Below are 24415 nucleotides of genomic sequence, written 5' to 3'. Positions count from 1 at the left end.
AGAGGGACCAAGAGGGCCGGAGGGCCAGGGGGCCGGGGGCCAGGGGGCCGGGGGGGCCGGGGGGCCAGGGGGATCACCCCACCCCCGCCCGCATCACCTTCCCGTACTGCTCCCGCACCTCCCGGTACCGCAGCAGCTCAGCCGCCACCGGATCCAGCACCCGGGCCCGTCCACAGCTCGCCGCCGCCTCCCGCAGCCGCCGCTCTGCCTCCTGGCCGTACCGCCGTGCGGGCGCCCGCGCCGCCAGCCGGCAGCTCCACTCCACCAGCGGCCCGCCGACGATCCCGCATAGCATCAGCAGCACCGGAACCCACAGGTTGGGCGCCAGCATCCCCGCGATCTGCCCCGCGAGCCACAGCCCGCCGACGACCTGCAGCAACGTCATCGCCGCCTGCGCCAGCACCGCCACCGGCCACCACCCGGGCCGAGGCGGGCGTCCCGGCGGCGGTCCCGCTCCCGCCGCCAGCTCGTCCAGCGACTCCGACAGCCCCTGCGACCCCCGTACGGCCGCCTCGCGCACCGCCTGCGCCCACGGCCCGGGCAACCCGGCGGAGGCGCGGTCGGACACCGTACGGACCGCCTGTTCGACGCGCTGACGGGCCGTGGCCTCCGTGTCGGCGGGTGCAGCAACCGCCAGCTTGCCGGTGGGCGGGCCGCCCCGGTCGTGGTACCAGCGCCACAGCCGCAGCCAGGGCGTACCGCAGGCGCGGTTGGCGTTGCGCAGCCAGGCGCGCTCGGCGGCGTCACCGGCGGCCGTGGCGCCCACCGCGTCCGCGAGCCCGTCGGCGAACTCCTCGCGCGCGTCCTCGGCGAGTTCTACGCCCTGCCCGGCGGCGTACACCGGCCGCAGTCCGGTCGCGGCGGCGTCCAGGTCGGCCGAGACGCGCCGGGCGGCCGCGCCGCGCTCGGCCACGAACTTGCCGAGGGCACCGCGCAGTTCACCGAGACCGTCGCCGTTGAGCGCGGACAGGGCGAGCACCGTGGCGCCCGGTTCGCCATGCTCGCCGAGCGCGACGCCGTCCTCGTCCAGGAGACGGCGCAGATCGTCCAGGATCTGCTCGGCGGCCTCGCCGGGCAGCCGGTCGACCTGGTTGAGGACGACGAACATCACCTCGGCGTGCCCGGCCATCGGCCGCAGATAACGCTCGTGCAGGGCCGCGTCGGCGTACTTCTCGGGATCGACCACCCAGATCACCGCGTCGACCAGCTTGAGGATGCGGTCCACCTGATCGCGATGGCTCACGGCCGCCGAGTCGTGGTCGGGCAGGTCCACGAGGACCAGCCCGGTCAGCGGCGGCTCGCCCTCCGGACCCGGCACCGGACGGCGGCGCAGCCGTCCCGGGATACCCAGCCGGTCGATGAGGGCGGCGGCGCCGTCGCTCCAACTGCATGCGATGGGCGAGGAGGTAGTCGGACGCCGCACGCCGGTCTCGGAGATCGTCACACCGGCCAGCGCGTTGAAGAGCTGCGACTTGCCGCTGCCGGTCGCGCCCGCGATGGCGACGACGGTGTGCTGTCCGGAGAGCCTGCGCCGCGCGGACGCCTCGTCCAGGACGCGGACGGCCTCCGCCAGCGTGTGGCTGTCCAGGCGCGCGCGGGAGAGCCCGACGAGTTCGCGCAGCGCGTCCAGGCGGGAGCGCAGGGCGCCGTCGAAGGCGAGGGGCAGGGTGCCGGGGGCGGAGGAACCGCCGCGGGGCGGGGCGTCGAGCGGGGAGCGCTCCTCGTCGGGGGCGGCGCCGGAGGTGGCGCGGCGGGCGATGAGGCCGTCGTCCCAGGGCTCGGCGGCGGTGCCGGCCTGCGCGCCGGAGGGGTCCGCGCCGACGGCGTCGGACGACGACGCGGCCGGCACGCGCGCGTCCTCCGCGCTCACGGCGTTCGAACCGCTGCCGGGGCGCCCCGCTTCCGGCGAGGGCTGCGGAACGTACCCGGCGGCCGCTCCGGCGTGCTCCCTAAGCCCCTGCGTGCGGTCCGCGCCGTCCGTGCGGTCCGGCGGCCCCGTGCCGTCCGAGTGGTCCATGCCCGTGCGATCCGTATGGTCCTTGCGATCCGTGTGGTCCTTGCGATCCGTGTGGTCCTTGCGATCCGTGTGGTTCTGGTTGGCCACGGCGGTCACCGGTCACCTCTCCTTCTGCAGTACGGACAGCGCGGCGATGAGTTCGGCCTGCGATTCGGCGTGGACGTCCAGGGCGTCGAGGGGGGCGAGACGGCGTTCGCGCTCGGTGTGCATGACGCGGTCGACGTGCTCGGTGAGCAGGCGTTCCGTCCGGTCGCGCAGCCGCAGCGCGCCATGGGGGCCGATCCGCTCGGCGAGCCGCTCCCCCGCCGTACGCGCGCGGTGTCCGCCGAGTACGGCGGTGGCGACCAGCGCGGCGACGGCCTCGGCGTCGGCCGTCGCGCCCCGCTCCAGCTCGCGCACCTCGTCCTCGGCGTACTCCTCCAGCTCGCGCCGCCAGCGCCGTACCGCGAGCCCGATGCGGTGCTCGGGGGGCTCCGGGGAGGGGTCCGGAGCGGTCAGCTCGGGGGCCTGCGCGGCGGGCTCACGGCGCCACGCCTCGCGCATCCGCTCGTCGGCGGCGGTCACGGCGCACAGCAGCAGCTCGGCCAGGCTCTCGACCAGGGCGTCCAGGAGTTCGCCCGCGGTGCAGTCGAGGGGAAAGGCGCGCCAGCGCTTGAGGGCGTCACCGGCGAGGGCGGCGCCGGAGTTGACGCGTCCGCGCACGCGCGCGTGCTCGCTGTCGTAGGCGTGGTCGACGGCGGAGGTGAGCCGGAGGGCGGCCGCGTACTGCGCGGCGGCGGCGCCGGCCAGCTCGGGCATCCGGGACTTCAGCGAGTCGAGGAGACCGTACGCGGTATGGGCGAGGACCTGGCGGCGCGCGGCTGGGTCCTGCGAGTGGTGCAGCAGCCAGGCGCGCAGGGGGGCCACGGCGGAAGCGGGCAGCAGTCCGCCGCCCCAGGCCGACTCGGGCAGCTCGGGCACCGTGAAGCGGGGTACGTCGCCGAGCCCGGCCTTGGTGAGCAGGGCACCGTACTGGCGGGAGACCTCGGCGACGACCTGGTGCGGTACGCGGTCCAGGACGGTCACCAGGGTGGCGTCGTACTCCTTCGCGGTGCGCAGCAGGTGCCAGGGGACGGCGTCGGCGTAGCGGGCGGCCGTGGTGACCATGATCCAGACATCGGCGGCGCAGATCAGCTCGGCGGCGAGGACGCGGTTCTCGGCCACCAGGGAGTCGACGTCGGGGGCGTCGAGGAGGGCGAGCCCACGGGGGACGCTCTCGGCGGTCTCGACGCGGAGTACACGCGCGGGGTGGTCGCCGTGCGGGTCGTGGCGGGTGTCCTGGTGGTGGTTGTCCTGGTGACGGTCCTGAAGCCGGTCCTGCCGGGGCAGCGGGCCGCGGGTGAGGTCGGGCAGGACGCGCATCCCGCTGAACCAGTGATGATCCTCCGGGTGGCAGACGAGGACGGGCGTCCGGGTGGTCGGCCGCAGTACGCCCGCCTCACTGACCCGGCGCCCCACGAGGGAGTTGACGAGGGTCGACTTGCCGGTGCCGGTGGAACCGCCCACCACCGCGAGCAGCGGCGCTTCGGGCGAGCGGAGGCGGGGTACGAGGTAGTCGTCGAGCTGTGCGAGCAGTTCGTCGCGGTTGGCGCGCACGCGCGGTGCTCCCGCGAGGGGCAGCGGAAAGCGAGCCGCGGCGACACGGTCGCGCAGGGCGGAGAGTGTGTCGAGCAGCTGGGGCCGTACGTCCAAGGTCACCACATGGGAAGAATGCCCAATTTTGAGGGAATTCTGAAGCATATGGACATGTCTGCGCGCCGACGGAACAGAACGGACGGACGGGACGACTGGGGCACGGGCACACTCCAGGCATAACGAGTGCACAACACCCGGCGCGTCGGGGCGCAAAAGCGATGCACGATTCGTACCCGCCTGCGATTATCAGGACCGCTTCACCGAACCTCCACATCGAGCCACGGAGGCGAGGCGGCAGGGTCGGGGACCAGTCACCTTTATCCTTGACCCGCATCGGGCCCCCGTAGCTCAGTGGATAGAGCAGGCGCCTTCTAAGCGCTTGGCCGCAGGTTCGAGTCCTGCCGGGGGCGCGTCTTCAGGCCCTTCCTGTGGGGAGGGCTTTTTGCTGGTCGGGGTGCGCGGACATGGCGCGAGCCCCGGATTCCCCCGAGAAGCTCGCTGAAGGCTCCGGGCCGGCCGGCTGTCACCGGGTTCTGATGTGTGGCCTTGCCGAATACTTGCCGGAGTTTTCGGCCGTGCGGGTGTCGTGCGGCCAAGCGCCGTAGTGCCGGGCATCTCCGAAGCGAGCCTCGATCATGGCGGGGGGACTGTCAGTCGTGGGTGCCAGAATCCCCCACATGCCGCTGTGCGATTACTTCTCCGCCGCCGACGATCAAGCCGCTGTCGCTGTCCTCCGGACGCCGGGTGGGCCGGGGCAGGCGGACCTCGACGTGGTTTACCTCAAGAACGTCGACCCGGTCATCTCGATCGCCTGGCTCGAAGCGATCATGACGGGCTGCGGTTATGAGGAGGCCGGCGGGCGTCCTCGGGCCGGACGCCTGCTTTCCGAACCGGCGGAGGAGGGCGGTTCATTCGTGGTCAGCCTGACGGACACGCTGACCACTGCCCTCGCCTCGGCTTCGCGGGACGACCTCGCCCGCTGTGCCGAACCGTGGTCGAAGACGGACGAGCTCCGGCAACTCGGTATGAGCGTCGAGGTCACGGCTGGTGTCCTGGAAGCCCTGGCCGGTCTGGCACGGCGTGCTCACGCCTCCGGTCGGCACCTGTACTGCTGGTGGGCTCTGTGACTCACCGGTGGCCGGCGTCACGCGACCCCCGCCGCCTGTCCCCCTCAGCCCCGGACACCGTCCCGACCAGCGCGGTGACCAACAGGGACGCCACCACGCTCCCCGCCACCACCAGACCCACCCCGATCACGAAGAGCCCGCTGGCGTCGTCCGACCAGTCGTAGAACGACGCGATCGCCAGCCCCACCGGAGCACCGAGGATCGCGGCGGGGAAGTGCCTGCGATAAGCGGCCAAGGACACCGGGACCAGCAGGGTCAGGGCCAGGCCGATCACCTGCCACGGCTCGTAGGGGCCGGTGGTGGAGCCGTCGGGGTGGACGTCCCGGTGCTGGTCCCAGCCGAGCCACGCGGCCCAGAGGGCGATCGATGTGGCGGTCAGGGCGAGGATCGCAAGGGACTGGGTGAGGAGGGGCTTCCAGGCTCGGGTCATGGCACCAGGGTTTCCGTTCGGGGCGGGGTCGAACAGGGTGCGGGTACTCAGGTGGGGGCGAGTACGTCAGCGCACCAAGAGCCCTCGCCCGGGCACGGCACCCCGTGCTCCGAGGCCCACCAGGCGCCCGCCCCCACGCCGGGACTCCCGTGATCCAATTGCCTCCACAACAGCCCGTCCGTCAGGGGGAGATGACATGCGACTTCGGTGCGCGGTGCTGGACGACTTCCAGGGGGTGGCCACCGAGGTGGCCGACTGGTCCGAGCTGCCGGTGGACGTCGTCGTGTTCCGCGAGCACATCCGCGGCGAAGACGCCCTGGCGACCGCCCTCGCCGACTTCGACATCGTCGTCACCCTCAGGGAACGCGTGCCCTTCCCCGGGGCGCTCATCTCGCGACTCCCCCGGCTGAAGCTGCTCGTCGCCTCCGGGATGCGGAACAGCGTCATCGACTACGAGGCCGCAGCACAGCACGGTGTCACCGTGTGCGGGACCGCCAGTTCGTCGGCGCCGCCGGTGGAGATGACCTGGGCGCTGATCCTCGGACTCGCGCGTGGGGTCGTTCAGGAGAGCAATGCCCTCAGGCGACGAGGCCCTTGGCAGTCCACCCTCGGGGCCGATCTCCACGGCGCCCGGCTGGGACTGCTCGGGCTCGGGAAGATCGGGTCGAGGGTGGCGCGGGTGGGGCTCGCCTTCGGGATGCGGGTCAGCGCGTGGAGCCGGAATCTCACCGCCGAGCGGGCCGCCGACGTGGGTGTCGAGCCGGCCGCGAGCAAGGAGGAGCTGTTCGCGCACAGTGACTTCGTGTCCGTGCATCTCGCTCTCGGCGAGCGCAGCCGGGGGATCGTCGGCGCCCCCGAACTCGCCCTCATGAAGCCGACCGCCTACCTCGTCAACACCTCCCGCGCCGCGATCGTCGACCAGGACGCCCTGCTCGCCGCGCTGCGGGAGGGCCGTATCGCGGGGGCGGGGGTGGACGTCTTCGACGTGGAGCCGTTGCCGGACGGGCACCCCATGCGGACCGCGCCCCGGCTGCTGGCCACACCGCACCTGGGATACGTCTCGCGGGACAACTACGCCACCTATTACGGACAGGCGGTGGAGGACATCGCGGCGTACCTCGCGGGCTCGCCCGTGCGCCGGCTCCCCTGAACGCGAGCGGGCACCGCAGTCACGCACCCACGACCAGGCGCGCTCGATCGGGCACGACAAACGCCTTGACCCGTTTCGCCGCAAAAGGGGGATCTCTGCCCGGTCGCCCGTGACCACCCCCGGCATGGGCCGTTGAACGGGAAGTGCGGCGGCTGGTCCTGCCGACCGCGCTTCCCGAGCAACAAGGCAACAAAAGGAGAACGTGATGTCTCGCATCGCGAAGGCAGCCGTCGTCGCCCTCGGCACCGGCGCCGTGGTGGTCGGCGGGGCCGGCCTGGCGCTGGCCGACGCGGGCGCCCAGGGTGCCGCGGTCGGTTCGCCCGGCGTGCTGTCCGGCAACGTGATCCAGGTTCCGGTCAACGTCCCCGTCAACCTGTGCGGGAACACCATCAACGTGGTCGGGCTGCTGAACCCGGCCTTCGGCAACACCTGCGCCAACGTGGGCGAGCAGACCCCGCCCACCACCCCGGTGACGCCCGAGGCCCCCGGGGGCTACGGCAACTCCGGCTACGGCAACTGAGTCACCCCCGCGCGTCACAAAAGAGCCCCGGCACTCCGAGCGCCGGGGCTCTTCCCTGTCCGCGTCCCCGGTGGATCCCTCGGACAGATCCCTCGGACAGATCCCTCAGGTCCCACCGGCCCGCACCCCCGCCGTGCCGGCCTCAGGCGTACCGGTAGATCCCGCTCACGTCCTCCAGCGAATCCGGCGTCACATTCCACGGCGGCAGCTTCTGGAGGCGGGCGACGATCCGCCCCTGCTGCTTGTCCCCCGCCCCCGGCGGGTTCGCCGGGAGGTAGCGGTGACTCGTGTGGGCCCGCTGCCAGCGGTACCACTGGTAGTCGATGAAGGCGTGGTGCAGCCAGAACACCGGGTCGTTGACGGAGGCGCCGCCGAGCATCTCGCCGCCGACCCAGCGGTGCACACGGTTGTGGTTGCGCCAGGAGACGCTGCCGCTGCCGGTTCCCCAGCCCTCCAGTTTGTTGCGGAAGCCGCGGGTGACCGTGGAGTCCCAGGGGGAGGCGTCGTAGACCGGCTCGTCCAGGGCCGACTGGAGTTCGCTCTTGGTGGGGAGCTGGATGGGGTTGGCGGCGCGGCCGAGGTCGCGGGTGAGGGCCTTGCCGTCGGTGACGTTGACCTTGAGGGTCCAGTGCCCGGCCCCGTAGGCGAACGGACCCGTCGTCACCTGGTGGTCGGAGCGCCGTCCGTTGCCGCCGAGCAGGTCGGCCGTCCAGGGCGCGGCGGTGGCCGCGCGGTCACGGGTCCAGTCCCAGTACGGCAGGGTGACCGAGGAGTCGACGCGGCGCAGCGCGTTCTCCAGGTCGAGGAGGAACCTGCGGTGCCAGGGCAGGAAGGACGGGCACATGTGGGCCGCGCGCAGGCCCTTCTCGCCGTCGGAGGTGTAGTAGTCGATGTGCGTGCGCACGAACTCGTCGTACTCGCCGCGCCGTTTCACCTCGAGGAGCGCGTTGACGAACCGGCGGCGCTCGCTCGCGGTGAGCGTGGTGACGTTCTTACGCGTGTACGCCATGCGTGCCCCCCGCCATCTCGTCCATGGCTCCGCCCGAGTGCCTCATGGTCCCGCCCGCGTGCCCCATGCCGCCGCCGACCGGCCCCGGCGCCAGGTCGCGTACGTGCCGCCCGGGGCCCAGCTCGTCGACGGCCGCCCGGGTCGCCGCCAGGGGCGTGGGGTACGAGGTGTAGTGGTCGACCATGCTCATCCAGGTGCCGTCCGCGCGCCGCATGAGGTGCAGCGGGCTGCCGTCCACGGTGATCTGCCAGTCGCCCTCGCCGCGGCGGCTGAGCGCGGGGACGGCGTAGCCCTGGATGTGGCGACCGCGGTAGGTCTCGTCGAAGGCGGTGTCCGAGGGGTCGCCCGGGGGCAGCGGGCGGGAGGCGGCGACCACCGGGGCGAGGGCGAGAGCGGCGGCGGAGGCCAGCAGCCCTCGGGCCATCTCCCGGCGGGACGGTCTCGCCGTACCCGCTCCGACCGGCGTTCCCGCCCCCACCGCCGCACCACCGGCACCGACAGCCATGTCTCAACTCCTCGTCGCGGATCGGATGTCGGTACCGGTAACCGGCGCGGGCCGCGCGTAGTCACGCGGCAGGGCCATCCGGGTAGGGCGGCCCCGGTCAGCCGGTCCAGAAGTCCCACCAGCGGGTGAGCACGAGGACGCCGACGACACCGAGGTGCAGCAGCGCGAGGAGCCAGGTGAAGTCGGCGAGGAAGGCCGGTACCGGGTCCGGCGCGGGCAGATACCCCGCGCGGACGACCAGCGAGGTGACGTACCAGAAGAGGACGATCGTCGCCGCCCAGGCCAGACAGCACCACAGGCACAGCGCGTTGACGCGGTACAGCGACTCGAACTGCAGCCAGGTGACGAAGCCGACGCCGAACAGGCACCCGGCCCAGAACGCCAGCCAGTACCAGCCGGGGAAGCTGGCACCGGCCAGCAGACCGGTGCCCACGCAGACGACGACGGCGTAGGCGACCAGGCCCAGCATCGGGTTGGGGAAGCCGAACACGGACGCCTGCGCGCTCTTCATCACGCTGCCGCAGGAGACGACCGGGTTGAGGCTGCACCCGGGGACGAAGGCAGGGTCCTTGAGGAGCTTGAACTCGTCCAGGGTGATGGCCCAGGAGGCGAGCAGTCCGGCCGCTCCGGTGAGGACGAGCAGCGCTCCGAGGCCCCGGCCGGCTGCCCGGGCCCGTGGCATCAGCCGCGCAGGGAGCGGGCCGGGAGCATGAGGTGCGCGGCCGCGTGCAGGGTCTCGTCGGCTCCGGCGAAGGCGGCGAGGGCGGCCGGGGTGACGGGCATCCCGGGGCGGCCCTGCGGCCAGGCGCGGGTGGTGAAGACGAGGTAGGCGTAGCCGCGGTGGGCGACGGCGGCGAGCCACTCCGGGGGCGCGTCTGCCTGGGCGACGAGCTGCGGCATGTTGACGACGGCCTGGCCCGCCTCGACCAGCAGGGTCACGGGGAGGCTCGGCCGGGTGGAGCCGTCGATCACCTCGCCGCCGACGGGCAGGCCGTTGAGCGCGAGCAGTTGGTGGACCGCGCCGGCGGTGACGAGCGGGCCGCCGGCCGCGTCCCCGAGGGAGTAGGCCAGCAGGTACGGCATGTCGTAGCCGTCGGGGGCCTCGCCGCTCCAGGCCAGCAGCACCAGGGTGCCGAGGTCGGTGGCGCGGAAGGCGGGGGCGTCGCTTGAGGTTGAGGTCACCGCGCGACCTTATCGACGGCTTGGGGAGGTTTCGGGCGGCTTCTCACCCTTCCGGATGAGTCGCCCGGGGTGCTCCACACGAACGAGGGAAGCGGGCTCGAACACAGCGGGGGGACGTCTGGGGGGCGGGCGCGTCAGGAGCCGCCACGGGGCCGGTCCCCCGTCGTACGGGACCGGCCCCTCCTCGCGTCTGCGGTGCCGGGTCAGCCCTTGAGGGGCAGGCCGCCGAGCAGCTGGCCGGGCTGGTTGAGCGCGGCCGTGGCGCCGTTGACGGTGTTCAGGACGGACGCCTTGTTCTCGGTGTCGAGGGCGTTCGACTGGTGCTGGAGCGGCATCACGTCGCGCACGGTCAGACCGCCCTGGGCGACCTGGTCGACGGCGCCGTTGAGGCTGGAGGGGGTCAGATCGCCGGTGTAGGCGAACGCGGGCGCGGCGGCGCCGACGAGGGCGACGGAACCGGCGAGCACGGCGGCGGCCTTCAGGGACTTCATCTTGGTTCCTCTCTACGGCAACTCACTGAAACCGGCCGCCCGCCCGCGGTCGATGCGCGGGCGGACGGCCGGCCGAAGGGGTGCGCCGCGAGATCAGTCGTTGACGCAGGTGTTGCCGAAGGCCGGGTTCAGCAGGCCGATGACGTCGATGGTGTTGCCGCAGACGTTGACCGGGATGTGGACCGGGACCTGGATGACGTTGCCCGACAGGACACCGGGGGAGCCGGCGGCGACGCCGCTCGCTCCGGCGTCGGCGGCAGCCACACCGGCACCGCCGGCGACGGCCGCGACGGCGGCGGAGGTCAGGACCAGGCCCTTGGCGATACGCGACATGGAGAGGTGCTCCTTGCAAATCGAGACAAAAGTGCGGGCGGGGTGCCCGACGCAGTGTCAACGCGTGGCATCCCCGGGGGTTGTGCCGCCAAAGGAGTGAAAGGCGTGCGGGGCACTCTCGGCGATCCGGCACAGTTGTCCCGATTCGCCTTATTGATGGCTCGGTCAGCAACTCGATCTCCGGCCCGGGAAGGGCCGCGGGAGAAGGGCGAGCCGCGTGCGCTCTCCCCGGGGCACGGTCGTGCGCCGGGCGTGGGCGCGACCCGCCCTCTCCCCCGAATGGCGTAGTGGAGCGCACGACCGGCGCGGCAGGGCTCGTACTGCCTCGGGTCGAGCGGTGGATACGGCCGTCGCCCGAGGGTGCGGCCGGCACCTGTCGGGTCTCGGCCACGCCCGGCGCGCGGGGCGGTGACCAGCGGGGCTTTCCTCTCGTTCCCCTCGGGGACGCGACGAGGACCGGTGGGTTCCGCTCCGCGAGGGGCGCCCGGCAGTACGACGCGCTCCCCTCCCAAGCCCCTGGCGCCCCCACGGCGACCGCAGCCCCGAGCGCCCCCTTCCACGAGCGAGGTAGTCCGCGACATGCACCAGCCAGCCCCCGACTTCCGGCCCCGGGTCCTGCACCTCGCGCAACCCGCCGACGGCGGTGTCGTCCGGGTCGTCCTGGACCTCGTACGGGCCCAGCTCGCCTCGGGACTGCGGGTGGCCGTCGGCTGTCCCGACGGAGAACTGGCGGACGGCGCACGCGGGTTGGGCGCCGATGTGCGGGAGTGGGCGGCCGTGCGGTCACCCGGTCCGGGGTTGCGGGGCGAGGTGCGGCGGCTCGGGCGTCTGATAGCGGAGGCGCGGCCCGAGCTGGTGCACGCGCACAGCGCGAAGGCCGGTCTCGCCGCCCGGCTCGCCCTGCGCGGCCGTGTCCCGACCGTCTTCCAGCCGCACGCCTGGTCGTTCGAGGCCGCCGACGGGATCACCGGTCTGCTCGCCCGGCGCTGGGAGCGGCTGGGGGCCCGCTGGGCCGACCGTGTGGTGTGCGTCAGCGAGGCGGAGCGCGAGCGGGGGCTGCGCGCCGGGGTGCGCGCCGCGTACGCCGTGGTCCCCAACGGGGTCGACCCAGTGCGCTTCTGCCCGGCTCCGGCGGGACCGGCGCGGGAGACCCTGGCGGCGGAACTCGGGGCGGAGGGTCCCGGCGCGGAAGGTCCCGGCGCGGAGGGCCCCGGCGCCAGAAGCGCCGGCACCGACCTCGCCCCCCTCGTCGTCTGCGTGGGCCGCCTCTGCCGCCAGAAGGGTCAGGACGTGCTGCTGCGCGCCTGGGAACGGGTCCGGGGCGAGGTGCCGGACGCGCGGCTCGCGCTGGTCGGCGACGGCCCGGACCGGGCGGCGCTGCGCGCCGCGGCGGGCCCCGGTGTGCTGTTCCCGGGGGCGGTGCGTGACGTACGCCCCTGGTACCGCGCCGCCGATCTGGTGGTGCTGCCCTCGCGCTGGGAGGGCATGGCGCTCGCCCCGCTGGAGGCGCTGGCCTGCGGGCGGCCCGTGGTGGTCACGGACGTGGACGGCGCGCGGGAGAGTCTGCCGCCCCGGTCCGCGGGGCTGTGTCTGGTGCCGCCCGAGGACCCGGCCGCGCTGGCTGCCGCCGTCGCCGGACTGCTGACCGACGCGCCGCTGCGCGCGGAGTTCGGCGAGTCGGGGCGCCGCCACGTGCTGTCCACCCACGACGTGCGGCACACCGCCGAGCGGATCGCGGACCTCTACCGCGAACTCCTCGGCGCCCGGCCGCCCATGCCCGCCGAGCGCAGGGAGTCCCTTCTCTCGTGACCACGGAAAGCACCGCCCCCACCGCGCAGCCCTGGGACCGGGCGACGGGCCAGGTCCCCGTCGTACGGGCCCGTGCCGCGCGCGGCTTCCGGCTCCCGGTACGACGGCCGCCCGCCCGGGCCGCGTCTCTCCTGCCCCTGCTCGCCGCCGACCTCGCCGGAGCCCTCGTGGGCGCCGCCGCGCTGGACACGGCCACGCGCCGTCCGCTGCTGGTCGCCGCGCTGATGTGCGCCGCCCTGCTGCTCCGTCCCCGGCCGACGCGCGCGATGTCCGGCGTGCTGGACGAACTCCCCTCCGTCTGCGGGCGGATCGCGGTCTCCTGGCTCGCGCTCGCCGCACTCGTCGCGGCCCGCGAACCGGCCGCCGCGCTGACCTCCCGGACCCTCCTGCTCGGCTGGGCCCTGCACTGCGCGGTGGCCTGCGCGGGCCGGGGCGTGGTGCGCGGCAGGCGTACGGCCGCGCGGCTGCGGCGGCCGAGCGCGGCCCTGGTCGTCGGCCCGGCCGCGACCGCACAGCGGGTGGCGGCCGCGCTGCTCAGGCACCCGCGCTGCGGAGTGCGGCCGGTCGGCGTGGTCGCGGACCACCCGGACGGCAGCGACGGTCTGCCGGTGCTGACCGGTGAGGAGCAGGTGGAACGGGCCCTGATCCAGAACGGGGTCCGCACCGTCCTCGTCGTCGGCCCCGCGACCCGCGCCGAGCGGGCCCCGCTGCTGCGGGCGCTCGCCGAGTCGGGCTGCGCCCTGTGGGAGGTGGCCCCCGACGGTCCGGCGTACGACGTGCGCGAGCGGCTGGCCGGGTTCGCCGTACGGCGTCTCGACGCGGGCGCCCGGCGGCCGGACAGCCTGGCCAAGCGGCTGCTGGACGTGACGGTCTCGGGCGCCCTGCTCGTGCTGTGCGGTCCGCTGCTGCTCGGGTGCGCGGCGGTGCTGCGGCTGACCGAGGGGCCCGGTGTGGTGTTCCGGCAGGAGCGGATCGGCAAGGACGGGCACCCCTTCACCCTGCTGAAGTTCCGCACGCACCGCCCGGTGGACGAGCGTGAGTCCGCCACGCGCTGGAGTGTGGCGGGCGAGCCGGAGATGAGCGCCTTCTGCCGCTTCCTGCGCCGGACGTCGCTGGACGAGCTGCTCCAGTTGTGGAACGTCTTCCGGGGCGACATGAGCCTGGTCGGACCGCGCCCCGAACGCCCCTTCTTCGTCGCGCGGTTCAGCCAGCTCCACCCCGGCTACGCCGCAAGGCACCGGATGCGGGTCGGCGTCACCGGGCTCGCGCAGGTCAGCGGGTTGCGCGGGGACACCTCGATCGAGGACCGGGCCCGCTTCGACAACGCGTACATCGACACGTGGTCGCTGTGGCAGGACGTCTGCATCCTGCTGCGCACCGCGGCCGTGCTCGTGCGTTCCACCGGGAGCTGACCGATGAGTCTCGCTCTGTGGCTGTCGCGCCGTCCGGTCCTGCCGGTGCTCGCCGTCGTGGTGCTCTTGGCGCTTCCCGCGTCGGGCGACGACGGGGGCGCCGGACCGGCGGACGCCGCCTCCGCGCTGGTCGTCGGGTACTGCGTCCTGCGCCTGCTGCGCGAGCGGCGGCGCCCGCTGTCCCGTACGGCCGCGGTGGTCCTCGGGCTGCCGGTGGCCGGGACGGCGCTGGCCGCGATGGGCGCGGTCTCACCCGGCGCGGGGCTCGCGGGTCTCGGCCGCTACCTCCAGATCTTCGTCCTGCTCCCGGCGGCCGTGGTGCTGCTCCTGCGCGACCGGAGGGATGTCCGGCTGCTGGTGTGGGCGTTGATCGGTCTCGCGCTGTGGGAGGGGGCGGTGGGCGTGAAGCAGTACGTCACGGCGACCGGCGCCTCCTACCAGGGCGAGGACATCCGCGCGGTCGGCACCTTCGGGGCGCAGGACGTGATGGGGATGGCGACGGTGGTGTCGTTCGGGCTGATCTGCGCGGTGGGGGTGGCGCTGGGCGGGGGACCGGGTTCGACACCCGCACCGGCACCGACACCGACACCGGCGCCGGCATCGGCGTCCCGCTCAAGGCCCGCTCGCGAGCGGGTGATCGCCGGGGTCTGCGCCCTCGCCCTGCTGGTACCGCTCGCCCTTTCCTTCAGCCGGGGCGCGTGGATCGCGACCACCCTGACGCTCACCGTGCAGCTCGCGCTGTCCGGGCCGCGCCGGGCGCTGAAGGTGGGCGCGGTCGCGCTGGCGGCCGGGGTGGTGCTGGTGGGCGGTCTCGGGGTGGGTACGGCGATGCTCCAGGAGCGGCTGGACAGCATCACGCGGGTGGCGGACGCACCGGACCAGTCGGTGACCGACCGGTACACCATGTGGGCGGCGGCGACCGGCATGTGGCGCGAACACCCGCTGACCGGAGTGGGGTTGAAGGGCTTTCCCGAGTACCGCGACGGGCACGCCTCGCTGGCGCTGTCCTCCGGCGGCGACACGGCGGGCGCCGGCGCGGGCTACCGCAAGCAGCCCCTGCTCTCCCCGCACAACATGTACCTGCTGGTCCTCGGCGAACAGGGCCTGAGTGGCCTCCTCTGCCTCGCGGGCTCCTGGCTCGCGCTCCTCGCGCTCGGGCTGCGGGGGCTGTGGACGACCCGTGCGACCCGGGGCAGGGAGTACGGCGTCATCGGCTGCGGACTGCTGATCTGGCTGCTGGTCGACTTCGTGTACGCCGACATCGGCGGCCCGTCCACCGTGCTGACCGGGGTGGTCCTGGGGCTGGTGGCGTGGTGGGCGCTGGTGGGCGGGGCGGAGCCGGGGCGGACCGTCACGCGACGCGCGACCGGGGTCGTCCCCGCCGTCCCGGCGGCGAGGGGGGCGGGAGTCCTGTGACCATCACCCCGCTCCCGGAGCCGGTGCCGGAGACGCAACCGGCGCCCGTACCGCGGGCCGATCCCGGCCCGATGCCAAAGGCCGGTCCCGGCGCCGCGCCGAAGCCCGGTCCGGATCCCGTGGAGAGGACCGGTGCGGCCCCACCGCACTCCGGCCGCCCCACCGCCCCGGCCCCGGAACTCGCCACCACCCCCCGTTTCCTCGCCCGCGCCGCCCTCCTCACCGCCTCCCTCTCGGCGGCGGGTGCCGTCCTCGGGCTGGTCCGTGACCAGTCGCTGGCGCGGCTCTTCGGGGCCGGGCAGGACACCGACGCTTTCCTGGTCGCCTGGACGGTGCCGGAGTTCGCGGCCACGCTGCTCATCGAGGACGGGCTGGCGTTCGCGCTGATCCCGGCGTTCAGCATGGCGCTGGCCCGGCGGGCGCGCGGGGCGCAGGGCGATCCGGTGCGTGCGCTCGTCGCCCATACGCTGCCCCGCCTCGCCCTCGCCCTCACCGCGGTGGGCGCGCTGCTCGCGACGGCCGCGCCCGGACTCGTCGAGGTGCTGGCGCCCGGGCTGCCCGACTCCGCGCTCGCCGTCGACTGCACCCGGCTCACCGCCACCTGTGTGGTCAGCTTCGGTCTCGCGGGCTACTGCAGCGCGGCGCTGCGGGCCCATCGCAGCTTCCTGGCCCCGGCCGCGATCTACGTCGCCTACAACACCGGCATCGTGACGGCGATGTTCGCCCTCGGCGGCGCGTGGGGCGTGCGCTCGGCCGCGTTCGGGGTGGCGCTGGGCGGAGTTCTGATGGTGCTCCTCCAACTGCCCTTCCTTGTCGGGCGCTTACGCACGCGAGAGACCGACGCACCCCTGTCCGTCGAGCCGTGTCCCGCTCCGCGGAACCAGCGTGTCGACCTCCAGCTGATGGCCACCGTGCTGCTGTTCGCGCTGTGCCGTCAGTCGCAGGTCCTGATCGAGCGGTTCCTCGCCTCGGGGCTGCCGTCGGGGGCGATCTCGCATCTCAACTACGCCCAGAAGATCGCTCAGATCCCGATGACGATGTCGATGATGCTGTGCACGGTGACCTTCCCTGTGGTCGCGCGGGCGCTGGCCGAGGGCGACACCGAGCGGGCCCGGGTCCGGGTGGAGCGGGATCTCGCGGTCGCCGCCACGCTGGTGCTGCTCGGCACGGCGGCGGTGATGGCCTGCGCCCCGCAGATCGTCCGACTGCTCTTCCAGCGCGGTGCGTTCACCGCCGAGGACACGGCGGCCACGGCGGCCGTGATGCGGGTGTACGCGGCCGGACTGCTCGGCCAGACCCTGACCGGCGTCCTGGTCCGCTCCTACTTCTCGGCGGGCCGCGCTGCCTGGTACCCGGTCGGTGCCATCGCGGCCGGAGTCGCGGTCACCGCCTGGATCGGCGCGGCGACGATCGGCACCTGGGGCGTGACCGGGATCGCCGCCGCCAACGCCACCGGCATCACGCTGACCGCCGCCCTGCTGCTCGGCGGGATGCGCGCGCGGCGCCGCGGGGTGCGGCGCGGGGTGCCGGTCCGGGTCCGGCGGGTGCTGACCGAGCTGGGCCGCCCGTTGTGCGGGGCCGCGCTGGCCGCGCCCGCCGGGGCGTTCGCCGCGAGCCTGCCCGGCGGCGCGCTCACCGGGCTCGCGGCGGGGTCCGTCACCGTCGCCGCCGTGTTCGTCCTGCTCGGCCTGCCCCGGGGCGCCCCGGGCCTGGCATCCGCCCTCCGTTCCGTACGCACCCACACCCGAAGGCTCGCCCATGCCGTCTTCCGTTGAGTCCGCGTCCCTGCCCCTCGACCGCTCCCCGGGGCGGGCCAGACCCGGCCCGGTCCCGTGGATCGCCATGTACCACTCGGTCGGGGACTGCTCCGACGACCCGTACCGCGTCACCGTCACGCCCGCCCGGCTGGAGCGGCAGTTGCGCTGGCTGCGCGGACGCGGGCTGCGCGGGGTGAGCGTGGCCGAGCTGCTGGCCGCCCGCGCGCGGGGCGAGGGACGCGGCCTGGTGGGCCTGACCTTCGACGACGGGTATGCCGACTTCCTCACCAACGCCCTGCCGGTGCTGACCCGTTGGGAGTGCACGGCCACCCTGTTCGTGCTGCCCGGCAGGCTCGGCGGCGACAACTCCTGGGACCGTCCGGGACCGTGCAAGCCGCTGCTCACCGCCGACGCCGTGCGCGAGGCGCAGTACGCCGGAATGGAGATCGGCTCGCACGGCCTGGCCCACCTCGACCTCACCCGCGCCGACGACCGCACCCTGACCGCGGAGATCCACCAAAGCCGAGCGCTTCTCGCAGAGTTGACCGGCAGTCCGGCCGACGGCTTCTGCTATCCGTACGGCACCGTGGACCGCCGGGTCCGCGACGCCGTGCGCGCCGCCGGTTACGCCTACGCCTGCGCCATCGACCCCGGCGCGCTGACCGGACCGTACGCACTCCCCCGCGTGCACGTCGGGGAGAACGACACCGCCGCCCGGCTGTTCCTGAAGTACCGGCTGCACCGCCTGCGCCGCCGTCCCGTGCCGGGGCCACGATGAGGGCGCTGCACATCATCACCGGGCTCGGCGTGGGCGGCGCGGAGCAGCAACTCAGGTTGTTGCTGAGCCACTTGCCGGTCGAGTGCGATGTGGTGACGCTGACCAACCCCGGCCCGGTGGCCGCCGGTCTGCGGGCCGACGGGGTGCGGGTGACACACCTCGCCATGGGCGGCAACCGCGACCTGGCCGCGCTCCCCCGGCTGGCCCGGCTGATCCGGCGCGGCCGCTACGACCTCGTGCACACCCACCTCTACCGCGCCTGTCTCTACGGCCGCCTCGCGGCCCGGCTCGCCGGAGTGCGCGCGGTGGTGGCGACCGAACACTCCCTGGGCGATTCCCAGATGGAGGGCCGTCCACTCAACTCCGGCGTACGCGCGCTGTATCTGGCCGGGGAACGACTGGGCCGGACCACCGTCGCCGTCTCCCCGACCGTCGCCGCGCGACTGGCCCGTTGGGGCGTCCCCGAACCTCGTATCGCGGTCGTACCGAACGGCATCGACCTCGACCGCTTCCGCTTCGACCCCGCCGTACGGGAGCGCACCCGCGCCCGGCTGGGTCTCCCGCGGCAGGCGTTCGTCGTCGGCGGCATCGGCAGACTGGCCCCGGGCAAGCGCTTCGACGTACTCGTCCAAGCCCTCGCCCGGCTCCCGCGCGATGCACGGCTGCTGCTGGTCGGCGGCGGTCCCGAGGAGGGCGCCCTGCGTCGCCGTGCCGAGGAGGCCGGGGTCGCGGAGCGGGTGGTGTTCGCCGGTGAACGGCCGTATCTGGCCGACGCGTCGGACGGCCCCGACCTGCCCGCGCTGACCTCCGCGATGGACGTGCTGGCCTCGCCCTCCCCCGAGGAGGCGTTCGGGCTCGCGGTCGTGGAGGCGCTGGCGGCCGGGCTGCCGGTTCGCCACTCCTCCTGTCCCGCCGTGGAGGACCTGCCGTCCGGGGCCGCCCCGGACGCCGTGCGCATCCCCTGCGACCCCGAGGCGTACGCCGCCGCGCTCGCCGGGGTCCGCGCCGCCGGTCCCGGCCCGCGCACCGCGCCCGAGGCCGCCCGCCACTACTGCGTCACCCGCAGCGCCGCCCGGCTGATGGACGTCTACGCGGCGGCACTCGTCCCCTCGTCCCGCACCCCCTTGGGAGGCAGCCCCTCATGACCGAGAACCCACACCGGCGTCCCCGTATCTCCCGTCCGCCGTCCTGGTCGCTGGTGGCGGCCGGGGTCGTCGCGGGCGGGCTGCTCGGCGGCGCGTACGGCCTGGTGAAGCCGCCCGCCTACACCGCCACCAGCTATGTCGTCGCGGTGCCCACCGAGCGGTCCGACCCCGGTTCGGCGCTCGGGTTCGCGCAGGCGTACGGCCGGATCGCCACGCAGCCCGCCGTGCTCGCGGCCGCGCAGGCGAAGGCGGGGACGGGCACGGACACCCTGCGGGAGAGCGTGCGCACGGCGACCTCGCCGGACGCCCCGATGGTCGCCGTCTCCGCCACCTCGGACCGTCCCGCGCGGGCCGCCGCCATGGCCAACGCGGTCGCCGAGGCCCTCACCGCGCAGGCGGGCGGCGCCGCGGCCGACACGCACGTTGAGCTGCGTCGGTTCGCGCGGGCGGTCGCGCCCACCGAGCCGAGTTCCCCCTCGGCCGCCGTGACAGGGCTGGTCGGGGCGAGCGCGGGCGGGCTGCTCGGCGGTCTCGCCCTGCTGGTCCGGCCGCGCCGACGACCCGAACCGGAGCCCGTCCGCCCGGCCACGCTGCCCGCCCCGGCCGCCGCCGACGCCGCCGGCCTGCTGTGACGGCCACCTACGCGGCGCGCCCCGCCCGCACCGTCCGCCCCGCCCTCACCACCGAACTGGTCACCGACCCCGGCGCCTTCGCCGCGCTCGCTCCGGCCTGGACCCGGCTCCACCGCCGCTGCGCGACCGCCACCCCGTTCCAGAGCCACGCCTGGCTGCACTCCTGGTGGCGCTCCTACGGCCGTCCCGGACGGCTGCGGATCCTGCTGGTGCGCTCCGGGCCCGACCTGGTCGCCGCCGCCCCGCTGACCCTGGTCCGCAGCCCGCTCACCGCGCTCGTCCCGCTCGGCGGCGCGATCAGCGACTACGGCGACCTCCTCCTCGACGACGCCGACGACGGTCGCGGCGCCGACGCCCTCACCGGCGAACTCTCCCTCGCCGCCCGCACCGCGCTGATCGACCTCCGCGAGGTACGCCCCGGCGGCGCCGCCGAGCGGATCTACGAACGCTGGCCGGGACCGCGCCGCCGCGTGCCCGACTCCCTGTGCCTGGAACTGCCCGCCGCCCCCATGGCCGACCTCATCGCCCGCCTGCCCTCGAAGAAGGCCCAGCGGGTGCGCGCCAAGCTCCGCAAGCTGACCGCGCTGGGCGTGACCCGCCGGGTCGCCGGACCCCACGACACCGACCGCGCGCTGCGCCGCCTGCTGGAACTCCACCGGCTCCAGTGGGCCGAGCGCAAGGTGACCACCGAGCATCTGCGCCCGCGCTTCCGCGAGCACCTGCTGCGCGCGGTGGGCGCGATGGCGCGCTCCGGGGACGCCGTGGTGACCGAGTTCCTGCTCGGCACCGAGGTGGTGGCCGTCGACGTCACCCTGCTCTCCCCCCACCTCGCGGGCGGCTACCTCTACGGCGCCCACCCCAGACTGCGCGAGCTGCGCGCGGACGTCGCGGTGATACTGCTGGACGCCTGCGCCGACCACGCCGCCACCGGCGCCCACCGCACCCTGAGCCTCATGCGCGGTGACGAACCGTACAAGCACCACTGGCGCCCCGACCCGGTCCGCAGCGTCCGCCTCCTGCTGGCCCGGCGCCGCACCGTCCCGCTGCTGTCGGCCGCGCTCTACGACGTGGCGGCACGGCGGCACGGCAAGGAGGTCCTGCACCGCTGGCAGGACCTCCGGCGCGGCGAGAGTGCGTGCATGGCGCCGCGCGGCAGACGAGAATCGTCAGACAGGCCCTAGCGCATCCCCCGCCACCGGGTCGCGGGAAGGCAGAAGCCCTGCCCCAGCCACTCCTGGATCCAGCTCTCCGGCAGCAACGGCGTGCAGCCGTCCGGGAGTCCGGGGGCGGGGGACGGCTCGGGAGAACCGGTGGGCGTCGGCGAGGCGCTCGGCGTCCCATCGGGCGAGGGCGACGGCGACGGCGAGGGTGACGGCGACGGCGACGTCGAGGGGGGCGTCGGTGTCGGAGTCGGCGTGCCGCTCGGCGTCGGCTGACCCGCCCCGCCCGACAGCGCCGTCCGGTACACCGCCGCCGCCCTCGGATTGGCCGCGCACTGCCAGACGCCGTGCGGGCAGTAATCGGTGAGCGTGTTGTACAGCGGCCGGTGCTCGTCGAACCAGGCGAGCATCCGCCGCATGTACTCCGGGTTGTCGCCGTTGCGGAACAGCCCCCACTCCGGGTACGAGACCGGCTTGCCGTGGGCGCGGGCGAAGTCCACGTGCGCCTGGAGGCCGTACGGCTCGCTCACCTGCTCGTCGAAGGAGAGCCCGCTCGGCTGGTCGTAGGAGTCCATGCCGACGATGTCCACGGTGTCGTCGCCCGGATAGCACTCGGTCCACGGCACGGCGTCCCGGCCGCGGCTGGGCGCGAAGTCGAAGCGGAAGCGCTGGCCGGGGACCGAGCGCATGGCGGTGACGATCCGGTTCCAGTACGCCTTCCACGCCTCGGGGTCGGGCCCGCAGCGGTGGGTGTAGGTGACGCCGTTCATCTCCCAGCCGAGCACGAGGACCGTGTCGGGCACCTTGAGGTCGACCAGGTGCCGGGCCAGGGTGCGGAAGTGCTGGTCGAAGTCGCCGTCGGCGCCCTGGCGCAGGAGCTGTCGTACCCGCGCGTCGGAGAGGCGGTCCTCGTTGTGCTCCTGGAGCGGCACGTTGAGGACGAGCGTGCGGTCCGCCGCCGCGCGGCGCCAGTGCGCCCAGGGGGCGAGGAAGAGGGGGTCGCCCTCGATGTCGCTCCAGTGGCCGCCGGGCAGATAGGTGTGGGCGACCTTCAGCTCCCTCCCGCCGAGCCAGCGGCTCAGCCCGGCCATGCGGGCGACACCGAGCGGCCCGGAGTCGAGGAAGGCTCCGAAGGCGGGCGGCTGCGCGCTCGCGGGGTCCTCGCGCGCCGCGAAGCCGGAGCCGGTCATCAGTGCGGCCGAGGCGGTGACCGCGGCCACGGCCGCCGTCAGCCGGCCACGCCGGACCCGTCGTCGCGGTGCGTCCATGACCGCCCCTCTCTTCTCTGCGCGCGCTGTACCTGACACCCAGTCACAGGGTGCGGGCGCGCGCCAGCGCGGTGGGGCTTTCAGGTGGCCGCCCCCTGCCACCCGGGTGAACGACGCCGATCACACAAAGGGGCCGGCAGGCTGGCCAGGTCCCGCCGGACGGCGTGGCGGGACACCGGAGAAGGTCCGGCGCTGAAGGATTCGGTACGGCGCCGTGGCGGTACGGCGCCGCGTGCCGCCGGTGTGCCGGGCGCTCGGGTCCGGCACCCGGCGCACTACCGACGGGACACTGCCCGGCCTCGCCGGTACAGCACCGCACCGGCCGCGATCAGCACGGCACCGGCGGCCGAGGCGCCGAGCAGGAGACGTTCCTGCCCACCGGTGTGCGGAAGGGACGGCTTGTGCGGGTGGTGGTGTCCACCGTGGTGCGGCGGGTGCGTGTGGGGCGGGTGGGTGTACGGCGGAGGTGTGCTCTCCTCACCGCCGTAGGGCGGCGGCGTGCTGTGGTGCGGCGGAGGCGTGGTTTCCTCACCGCCGTAGGGCGGCGGCGTGCTGTGGTGCGGCGGAGGCGTGGTCTCCTCACCGCCGTAGGGCGGCGGCGTGGTCTCTTCACCGCCGTACGGCGGAGGAGTCGTTTCCTCACCGCCGTAGGGCGGCGGCGTGCTGTGGTGCGGCGGAGGTGTGGTCTCCTCACCGCCGTAAGGGGGAGGAGTCGTTTCTTCACCGCCGTAAGGAGGCGGAGTGGTCTCCTCACCGCCATAGGGCGGCGGCGTGGTCTCGTCGTCGCCGTAGGAGGGCGGAGTGGTCTCGTCGTGGTGCCCGTACGACGTGGGCGGCTTGGTCGCGTGGCCGCCGTACGCGGGGGGCGTCGTCTCGCTGTCGTCCCCGTAGGACGCGGGCGGGGTCGTCTCGTCGTGGCCGTAGGACGGTGGGGTGGTCTCGTCGTCGCTGCCGTACGAGGCGGGAGCGGTCGTCTCGTCGTGGCCGTAGGACGCGGGCGGGGTCGTCGCGGGCGCCGTGGTCTCGTGACCGTAGGCGGGCGGCGGGGTGGTGTGGCCGCCGGAGCCGTGGCCGTGGCCATGACCGTGGCCGGCGGAGCCGTAGCCAGAGCCGGAGCCGTAGCCGGAGTCGTCGTCACCGTAGGAGTCGTGGTGGCGCCCGCTCTTGCCGGTCAGGCAGGACTCGGCGAGGGCCGGGTCGAGGGCGGCCGACACGTCGACGGTGGTGCCGCAGATGGTGACCGGCATGTGGGCCGGTAGGCGGAGGGGATTGCCGGACAGTGCGCCGGGCGAGCGCTGTCCGGCGCCCTGCGCTCCCGAATCGGCGAGCGCCTGACTGCCGTACAAGGACAGCACGCCGGTCGCGGCCGCGGCGGCGGCCACGACGATGCCCTTGCTGAGGGTCTGTCTCACTCTCGTGGTCTTCCTGCTCGAAGAAGTGGGAAGGCCGGCCCCGGAACGCAGATTCGAAGGGATCGACGGTCCGGGGCCGGCCTGAACGCAGCCGTGCTGCTGGTGCCTCGCGGCGGTGGGGTCAGCCGTTGACGCAAGCGTTGCCGAACGCCGGGTTCAGCAGCGCGATGACGTTGACCGAGTTGCCACACACGTTGATCGGAACGTGGACCGGGATCTGGACGACGTTGCCCGACAGCAGACCCGGCGAACCGACGGCCGCACCCTCGGCACCGGCGTCGGCGAAGGCGGGGGCCGCCCCGCCCAGGGCCAGGATGGCGCCGACGACGACAGCAGCGGTCTTCTTCATGGTGTTTCCCTTCTCCGCGGTCATGTCCTTATGTCGGCCGAAGCCGAGCGAGCACAGCTTGAACGGCTCGCACCATGACCGGCAGGCTGTGAAACGAGGGATAGACAGCCGAAGAAACCATGGAACGGGTGCCGCCCCCGAATTCACTCGAACGCCTCCACGGAATTGACAGGTTGGCGGATTCGGAGAGGATTCGGCAGGGGGCGGAAAACGCGGTGAATCATGGGGAAACGGCGAAGGCCGCCCCCGTGCGGGGGCGGCCTTCGCTGCGGACCGGCGGACCGGCCCGCCGGGCGTCAGTGGTTGGCGACGCCGTTGCCCGCGAGGACGGAGACGTCGTCCACCAGGTGGGAGAGCGGCTCGTCGTTCTTCGCCTGGGTGGAGTTCTCCGCGCACTGCTGGTTCTGCGGGGAGGACAGCACCGGGATGTCCTGGACACCGACGTTGATCAGCGCGAGGACCGACTGCACGTCCGCCTTGACGGGCAGGCCGACGCAGAGCTTGTTGAGCGAGCTCTGGACCAGGGTGGCCTGCGGGCTGAGGTTGCCGCCGGTGACGTTGTTGCCGAACGCCTCGGAGGCGCCGTTGCCGCTCAGCGACGTGGTGCCGGTGTCGTTCCCGATGGCGAGAGCCTGGGGGGCGGCAGCCGCCGACACCCCGATGAAGGACGCGGCGACCGCGGCCGCGGCCATTGCCTTCTTCAGCATTTCGCTTTCCTTTCCCTGGCTCCACGCCAAGACGCACGTTCCTGTCCGGCATCAACCCCGGGGCGGCGAAATGGTTGCGGTATGTCACCCGATCGGATCGGAGCGCGGCACGGAGTGGATGCGGATTTCCCT

At 74.0% G+C, this 24415-nt stretch carries 24 protein-coding genes and 1 tRNA gene; 12 read left to right on the top strand and 13 right to left on the bottom strand.

The window, feature by feature from the left end:
- Positions 1-73: 73 nt before the first annotated feature.
- Positions 74-2113, bottom strand: a complete 2040-nt coding sequence (locus ACWEEU_RS14355; protein ID WP_451732077.1) for a GTPase — start codon at positions 2111-2113, stop codon at positions 74-76.
- A 3-nt stretch (positions 2114-2116) separates the two neighbouring features.
- Entirely contained in the window at positions 2117-3757 is a 1641-nt protein-coding gene (locus tag ACWEEU_RS14350) for a dynamin family protein (protein WP_451732074.1), read from the bottom strand.
- Positions 3758-4028: 271 nt separating this feature from the next.
- Between ACWEEU_RS14350 and ACWEEU_RS14345 the strand changes: the two genes are divergently transcribed.
- Positions 4029-4101, top strand: a tRNA-Arg gene (locus ACWEEU_RS14345).
- Between the two features lie 267 nt (positions 4102-4368).
- Complete coding sequence (locus ACWEEU_RS14340; RefSeq protein ID WP_451732071.1) at positions 4369-4818, top strand: hypothetical protein; 450 nt, start codon at positions 4369-4371, stop codon at positions 4816-4818.
- Position 4819: 1 nt separating this feature from the next.
- Here ACWEEU_RS14340 and ACWEEU_RS14335 read toward each other — a convergent pair whose 3' ends face one another.
- Positions 4820-5248, bottom strand: a complete 429-nt coding sequence (locus ACWEEU_RS14335) for a hypothetical protein (protein ID WP_451732068.1) — start codon at positions 5246-5248, stop codon at positions 4820-4822.
- A gap of 196 nt (positions 5249-5444) precedes the next feature.
- Between ACWEEU_RS14335 and ACWEEU_RS14330 the strand changes: the two genes are divergently transcribed.
- Both ACWEEU_RS14330 and ACWEEU_RS14325 read left to right on the top strand, forming a co-directional pair.
- Positions 5445-6398: a D-2-hydroxyacid dehydrogenase family protein gene (locus ACWEEU_RS14330; protein WP_451732065.1), complete on the top strand. Its 954-nt coding sequence runs from the start codon at positions 5445-5447 to the stop codon at positions 6396-6398.
- A gap of 205 nt (positions 6399-6603) precedes the next feature.
- Positions 6604-6918: a chaplin gene (locus ACWEEU_RS14325; RefSeq protein WP_385743619.1), complete on the top strand. Its 315-nt coding sequence runs from the start codon at positions 6604-6606 to the stop codon at positions 6916-6918.
- 142 nt (positions 6919-7060) lie between these two features.
- Here the strand turns inward: ACWEEU_RS14325 and ACWEEU_RS14320 are convergent, their stop codons facing one another.
- From ACWEEU_RS14320 to ACWEEU_RS14295, 6 genes are all read right to left on the bottom strand, one after another.
- Positions 7061-7927 (bottom strand): tyrosinase family protein, encoded by an 867-nt coding sequence (locus ACWEEU_RS14320; protein ID WP_385743617.1) that lies wholly within the window; start codon positions 7925-7927, stop codon positions 7061-7063.
- Positions 7911-8432, bottom strand: coding sequence for a tyrosinase family oxidase copper chaperone (locus ACWEEU_RS14315; protein ID WP_451732061.1), 522 nt, complete (start codon positions 8430-8432; stop codon positions 7911-7913). The genes ACWEEU_RS14320 and ACWEEU_RS14315 overlap by 17 nt, the downstream gene beginning before the upstream one ends.
- Positions 8433-8529: 97 nt before the next feature.
- Positions 8530-9114, bottom strand: a complete 585-nt coding sequence (locus ACWEEU_RS14310; RefSeq protein WP_451732058.1) for a vitamin K epoxide reductase family protein — start codon at positions 9112-9114, stop codon at positions 8530-8532.
- Positions 9114-9614 carry a DUF5949 family protein gene (locus tag ACWEEU_RS14305; protein WP_451732055.1) on the bottom strand — a complete coding sequence of 167 codons (501 nt, stop codon included), beginning with the start codon at positions 9612-9614 and terminating at the stop codon, positions 9114-9116. The genes ACWEEU_RS14310 and ACWEEU_RS14305 overlap by 1 nt, the downstream gene beginning before the upstream one ends.
- Before the next feature lie 203 nt (positions 9615-9817).
- A complete protein-coding gene (locus tag ACWEEU_RS14300) occupies positions 9818-10105 on the bottom strand; it encodes a hypothetical protein (RefSeq protein WP_451732052.1) in 288 nt (95 codons plus the stop codon).
- A 93-nt stretch (positions 10106-10198) separates the two neighbouring features.
- A complete protein-coding gene (locus ACWEEU_RS14295; protein WP_018545032.1) occupies positions 10199-10438 on the bottom strand; it encodes a chaplin in 240 nt (79 codons plus the stop codon).
- A 579-nt stretch (positions 10439-11017) separates the two neighbouring features.
- Here ACWEEU_RS14295 and ACWEEU_RS14290 point away from each other — a divergent pair.
- The 8 genes from ACWEEU_RS14290 to ACWEEU_RS14255 are packed head-to-tail and all read left to right on the top strand — an operon-like array spanning position 11018 to position 20568.
- The gene (locus tag ACWEEU_RS14290; protein WP_451732049.1) at positions 11018-12247 is read left to right on the top strand and encodes a glycosyltransferase; all 1230 of its coding nucleotides are present in this window, start codon (positions 11018-11020) and stop codon (positions 12245-12247) included.
- Positions 12244-13659, top strand: a complete 1416-nt coding sequence (locus ACWEEU_RS14285) for an exopolysaccharide biosynthesis polyprenyl glycosylphosphotransferase (protein WP_451732046.1) — start codon at positions 12244-12246, stop codon at positions 13657-13659. The genes ACWEEU_RS14290 and ACWEEU_RS14285 overlap by 4 nt, the downstream gene beginning before the upstream one ends.
- Before the next feature lie 3 nt (positions 13660-13662).
- Positions 13663-15075, top strand: a complete 1413-nt coding sequence (locus tag ACWEEU_RS14280; RefSeq protein WP_451732043.1) for an O-antigen ligase family protein — start codon at positions 13663-13665, stop codon at positions 15073-15075.
- A complete protein-coding gene (locus ACWEEU_RS14275) occupies positions 15072-16850 on the top strand; it encodes a lipid II flippase MurJ (protein ID WP_451732040.1) in 1779 nt (592 codons plus the stop codon). The genes ACWEEU_RS14280 and ACWEEU_RS14275 overlap by 4 nt, the downstream gene beginning before the upstream one ends.
- On the top strand, positions 16834-17610 hold the full coding sequence (locus ACWEEU_RS14270; protein WP_451732037.1) for a polysaccharide deacetylase family protein: 777 nt from the start codon (positions 16834-16836) through the stop codon (positions 17608-17610). The genes ACWEEU_RS14275 and ACWEEU_RS14270 overlap by 17 nt, the downstream gene beginning before the upstream one ends.
- Positions 17607-18755, top strand: a complete 1149-nt coding sequence (locus ACWEEU_RS14265; RefSeq protein WP_451732034.1) for a glycosyltransferase — start codon at positions 17607-17609, stop codon at positions 18753-18755. Before ACWEEU_RS14270 ends, ACWEEU_RS14265 begins: the two co-directional genes overlap by 4 nt.
- Positions 18752-19387, top strand: a complete 636-nt coding sequence (locus ACWEEU_RS14260; protein WP_385743599.1) for a lipopolysaccharide biosynthesis protein — start codon at positions 18752-18754, stop codon at positions 19385-19387. The genes ACWEEU_RS14265 and ACWEEU_RS14260 overlap by 4 nt, the downstream gene beginning before the upstream one ends.
- Positions 19384-20568 (top strand): GNAT family N-acetyltransferase, encoded by a 1185-nt coding sequence (locus ACWEEU_RS14255; RefSeq protein WP_451732031.1) that lies wholly within the window; start codon positions 19384-19386, stop codon positions 20566-20568. The genes ACWEEU_RS14260 and ACWEEU_RS14255 overlap by 4 nt, the downstream gene beginning before the upstream one ends.
- On the opposite strand, the gene ACWEEU_RS14250 is transcribed toward ACWEEU_RS14255, so the two are convergent.
- From ACWEEU_RS14250 to ACWEEU_RS14235, 4 genes are all read right to left on the bottom strand, one after another.
- The gene (locus tag ACWEEU_RS14250; RefSeq protein WP_451732028.1) at positions 20565-21815 is read right to left on the bottom strand and encodes a glycoside hydrolase family 26 protein; all 1251 of its coding nucleotides are present in this window, start codon (positions 21813-21815) and stop codon (positions 20565-20567) included. The two genes, ACWEEU_RS14255 and ACWEEU_RS14250, sit on opposite strands and share 4 nt — an antisense overlap.
- Before the next feature lie 275 nt (positions 21816-22090).
- Entirely contained in the window at positions 22091-23227 is a 1137-nt protein-coding gene (locus tag ACWEEU_RS14245) for a chaplin (RefSeq protein WP_451732025.1), read from the bottom strand.
- Between the two features lie 121 nt (positions 23228-23348).
- Positions 23349-23576: a chaplin gene (locus ACWEEU_RS14240; protein WP_385751452.1), complete on the bottom strand. Its 228-nt coding sequence runs from the start codon at positions 23574-23576 to the stop codon at positions 23349-23351.
- Positions 23577-23872: 296 nt separating this feature from the next.
- Positions 23873-24283: a rodlin gene (locus ACWEEU_RS14235; protein WP_385751579.1), complete on the bottom strand. Its 411-nt coding sequence runs from the start codon at positions 24281-24283 to the stop codon at positions 23873-23875.
- Positions 24284-24415 lie beyond the last annotated feature (132 nt).

The sequence above is a fragment of the Streptomyces sp. NPDC005004 genome (assembly GCF_053600675.1).
Note: the sequence above shows the minus strand (reverse complement) of the source record. Positions and strands in the feature narration are given on the sequence as shown.